This window comes from Streptomyces beijiangensis, assembly GCF_017315755.1.
Classification (GTDB): domain Bacteria; phylum Actinomycetota; class Actinomycetes; order Streptomycetales; family Streptomycetaceae; genus Streptomyces; species Streptomyces beijiangensis.
Map to the genome: position 1 here is coordinate 1 of NZ_JAFLRJ010000325.1, position 4,219 is coordinate 4,219.

Annotated in this window: 4 protein-coding genes; 1 reads left to right on the plus strand and 3 read right to left on the minus strand. The window is 68.0% G+C overall.

Translation table 11 applies throughout. The features are described 5' to 3' along the window. The 3 genes from J0695_RS28880 to J0695_RS28890 all read right to left on the minus strand — a co-directional run. A partial coding sequence (locus tag J0695_RS28880) for an ATP-binding cassette domain-containing protein (RefSeq protein WP_206966891.1) occupies positions 1–288 on the minus strand: 288 nt, incomplete at its 3' end. Next, positions 285–1,208 carry an ABC transporter permease gene (locus J0695_RS28885; protein WP_206966893.1) on the minus strand — a complete coding sequence of 308 codons (924 nt, stop codon included), beginning with the start codon at positions 1,206–1,208 and terminating at the stop codon, positions 285–287. The genes J0695_RS28885 and J0695_RS28880, both read right to left, overlap by 4 nt. A gap of 15 nt (positions 1,209–1,223) precedes the next feature. Next, positions 1,224–2,207: an ABC transporter permease gene (locus J0695_RS28890; protein WP_206966895.1), complete on the minus strand. Its 984-nt coding sequence runs from the start codon at positions 2,205–2,207 to the stop codon at positions 1,224–1,226. Between the two features lie 224 nt (positions 2,208–2,431). Between J0695_RS28890 and J0695_RS28895 the strand changes: the two genes are divergently transcribed. Beyond that, a complete protein-coding gene (locus J0695_RS28895; RefSeq protein WP_206966897.1) occupies positions 2,432–4,126 on the plus strand; it encodes an ABC transporter family substrate-binding protein in 1,695 nt (564 codons plus the stop codon). Positions 4,127–4,219: the final 93 nt, after the last annotated feature.

Below are 4,219 nucleotides of genomic sequence, written 5' to 3' on the forward strand. Positions count from 1 at the left end.
CGACAGCGGGTCCTGGAAGACCATCGCGATCCTGCTGCCGCGTACCTTCGACAGCGCCGCGTCCGACGCCCCGACCAGCTCCTCGCCATCGAGCCGCACCGAGCCCCGTACTGCCGCGTTCGACGGCAGCAGCCCGAGCACCGCGAGCGCGGTCGCCGACTTGCCGGAGCCCGACTCCCCGACCAGTCCGAGCACTTCACCCCGCGCCAGCGAGAAGCCGACCCCGCGGACGGCCGGCCGGCCGTCGAAGTCGACCTCCAGGCCGCTCACTTCCAGTACGGCGGTCATGACGTGGTCCCCTTCCGGCGTGAGGTCGGATCGATCGCGTCGCGCAACCCGTCCCCCACAAGATTCACCGCGAGTACGAACACGATGAGCAGCCCCGCGGCGAAGAAGAACATCCACGGGTACGTCACGGCCGCCCCCGTCGTGGACGCGATGAGCGTGCCGAGCGAGACGTCGGGCGCCTGCACACCGAAGCCGAAGTACGAGAGCGCCGTCTCGCTCATCACCGCCCCGCCCACCGCGATCGTCGCGTCGATGATCAGGAACGAGGCGATGTTCGGCACCACATGGCGCCAGATGATCCGGAAGGGGCCGACCCCCATGTACCGGGCCGCCCGCACGAATTCGCGCTCCTTGAGCGACAGCGTCATCGACCGCACCACTCGCGCCGTGATCATCCACCCGAAGACAGCGAGCAGCGCCACAAACGCGAACCAGCCCCCGCCCCTCAACCGCGGCGAGACGATCGCGATGATCAGGAACGACGGAAAGACCAGCAGCAGATCGACGAAGAACATCAGCACGCGGTCCGTCCACCCCCCGAAGTACCCGGCGCAGGCGCCGACCAATGAGGCGAGAACGGTCGAGAAGAGCGCCACCAACAACCCGATGACCAGGGACTTCTGGAGCCCGCGCACGGTCTGCGCGAAGACGTCCTGGCCGATCCGGTTGGTGCCCCACCAGTGGTCGGCGCTCGGTCCCTCCCGCAGCGCGGAGTAGTCGATGTGCGCGTAGTCCCAGGGACTGACGAGCGGCCCGACGAAGGCGAGCAGGAAGAGCAGCAGCAGGACGACACCCCCGGCGAGCGCGCCCCGGTTGCGTACGAACCGGCGCAGCACCACGCCGGCGCGCCCCACCGGCCGTATCGGCTCGGCCCCTTGGCCGGCCGCGTCCGCGGCGGCGGTCTCTATGACGGCGGTCATGACGGGTCGTACTCCTCAGGCATGGCGGATACGCGGGTCGAGCGCGGCGTGCAGGACGTCCGCGAGGAAGCCGGACAGCAGGACCACCACGGCGGCGAACACATTGACGGCGACGACCGAGTTGACGTCGTTCTTGCCGATCGAGGAGACGAACCACTCGCCCATGCCGTGCCAGCCGAAGATCGTCTCGGTGAAGGTGGCGCCGGTGAAGAGTGCGAGGAACCCGTAGCTGAAGTACGTCGACATGGGGATCAGCGCGGTCCGCAGCCCGTGTCTGAGCAGGGCGGTGCGCCGGGTGAGGCCCTTGGCCTGGGCGGTGCGCAGATAGTCCGAGCCGAGGACGTCGAGCATGGTGGAACGCTGATAGCGGCTGTATCCGGCGATCGTGCCGAGCGCGATGGAGACGGTCGGCAGCAGCAGGTGCACCCCGCGGTCCTTGAACACGGCCCAGAACCCGGAGTCGACGCCGGGGCTCTTCTCGCCGGTGAACCGGATGACCTCGGTCCCTGTCGTCTGGTTGAACCAGATCGCACCGATCTTCAGCAGAACCGCCAGCAGGAACACGGGAGTCGAGAGGAGCGCGAAGGACGCGAGCGTCACCACGCGGTCGGAGATCCGGTACTGGCGTACGGCGGTCCACGCCCCGGCCAGCACCCCGATGACGGTGCCCGCGACCGTACCGAGCAGCAGGAGCCGCAGGCTCACCCCGATCCGCCGCCCGAACTCCGCGCCCACCGGCGTGCCGTCGATGGTCTGCCCGAGGTCGCCGCGCACCGCGTGCCCCGCCCAGCGCAGGAAGCGGGTCGTCAGCGGTTCGTGGTCATTGACGCCGAGCGCGGTGAGGTGGTGGTCGACGGCCGCGGGCGACAGCGGGGGCTGGCGGCCCTCGTAGTACGCACGCGGGTCGAGCGCCAGCGACGACAGCAGGTAGGAGAGGCAGACGGCGACGAGCAACAGGACGGCGTAGTAGCCGAGTCGCTTGGCCAGATAGGCGGCCACGGGTGGGGGTCCTCCGCAGGAAGGGTGACGGGATCACGCCGCGGCAGGACCGATAGGTGCAGGTCGTCGGCTTGTGGGTCCAGTCTGACCGCCATTTGTTGCGTACATGCGAATACTCCGTTGCAGTGCTCCTGAGCCCCTCCCGCCGCACCTCGGCACCGGCTTACGGTCTGCGGAGCCTGCGGCCTCGATCAGGCCGCACCTGAACCGGAGGAAGAATTCCGATGCGCAGAACCACCGTCCTCGCCATCGCCGCAGCCGCGTCGGCCACTCTGGTGGTGTCCGGCTGCGGTTCCTCCGGCGACGATGCCGAGCCGGCCGCGAAGCAGGCGGCGCCGAAGGTGGACGGGCAGGGCATCAACGTCCGTCCACTGGCCGAGTTGAAGCAGGGCGGTTCGCTGCGGTTCGCCATCGACCAGTGGATCAGCCAGTACAACATCAACACGGTCGACGGCTCGCAGGGCGACGCCCAGGACCTCATCAAAGCCGTACTGCCCGACCTGTTCGACTCCGACGCCAAGGGCGCGATCCACGCCAACACCGACTTCCTCCTCTCGGCGAAGGTGACCTCGACCAGCCCGCAGGTGGTGGAGTACACGCTGAACCCGAAGGCCAAGTGGTCCGACGGAAAACCGCTGAGCTGGCAGGACTTCGCGGCGCAGTGGAAGGCGCTGAACGGCACGAACGCGGCGTACGAGGCCGCCGACACCTCCGGCTACGACCAGATATCCAAGGTCGGGCAGGGCACCGGCGCCCAGGGCGTCAAGGTCACGTTCAGCAAGCCCTACGCCGACTGGCAGCGTCTCTTCGACCCGCTCTACCCGGCCTCGTACATCGACACCCCGGAGAAGTTCAACAAGGGCTGGTCGGAGAAGGCCCCGGTCACCGGCGCGGCCTTCAAGGTCGGTACGTACGACAAGACCGCCCAGACCATCACGATCGTCCCCGACCCCAAGTGGTGGGGCACGAAGGCGAAGCTGGACTCGGTCGTATACCGCGTCCTGGACTCCTCCGCGCGCACCGAGGCGTACCTCAACAAGGAGATCGACGAGACGGTCGCGCTGCTGCCCGAGGACTACAAGCGCCTGGCCAAGGCGGCCGACACCGACATCAGGCGCGGCGCACGCTGGGACGAGGTGCACATCACGCTCAACGGCGGCCGCGGCCCGCTGAAGGACGTGAAGGTGCGCAACGCGCTGCAGTCGGCGATCAACAGGGCGGGCGTCAACGAGAGCTTCGGCAAGGACCTCTCCTTCGAGCTGAAGCCGCTGAACAACCACTTCTTCATGCCGAACCAGGAGGGGTACCAGGACAACTCCAGCTCGTTCGACACCTACGACCCGGAGAAGGCGAAGAAGCTCCTGGAGGAAGCCGGCTGGAAGGACGCGGGCGAGGGCAAGCCGCGTACCAAGGACGGCAAGAAGCTCACGCTGGACTACACGCTGAGCGCGGGCGGCACCTCGGCCCAGAGCGACCAGGCGGAGCTGGTGCAGCAGATGCTCGGCGCGGTGGGCGTACAGGTCGCGATCAAGTCGGTCCCGGCCAACGACTACTTCAGCAAGTTCGTCAACACCGGCAACTTCGACCTCGTCAGCTTCCGCAACGTCGACGCGGTCTACCAGACGATGCTGACCCCGGTCTTCCGCGAGCCGAAGGGCAAGAACCTCTTCCAGAACTTCGGCTCGGTCGGCTCGCCGGAGATCGACGCACTGCTGACGAAGGCGGGCGAGACCACCGACCACGCCGAGTCGGTCAAGCTCTACAACGAGGCGGACGTCGAGATCTGGAAGCTCGGCCACTCCATCGAGCTCTACCAGCGGCCGCAGATCGACGCGGTCCGCAAGGGCCTCGCCAACTACGGCGCCTTCGGTCTGGCCGACACGGACTACACCAAGGTCGGCTGGCTCAAGACCTCATAGCCGCGTCCCGCACCAGCCGGCCCACCCCCTCCACCCCCTGTCCGCCCGGCGCCACGATGTAGCTCAGGGCCAGGCGCAGGGCCACCTCGCAGT

Coding starts and splice junctions, on each gene's coding strand:
- J0695_RS28885 (WP_206966893.1), bottom strand. CDS start 1,208: ATGACCGCCGTCATAGAGACCGCCGCCGCGGACGCGGCCGGCCAAGGG.
- J0695_RS28895 (WP_206966897.1), top strand. CDS start 2,432: ATGCGCAGAACCACCGTCCTCGCCATCGCCGCAGCCGCGTCGGCCACT.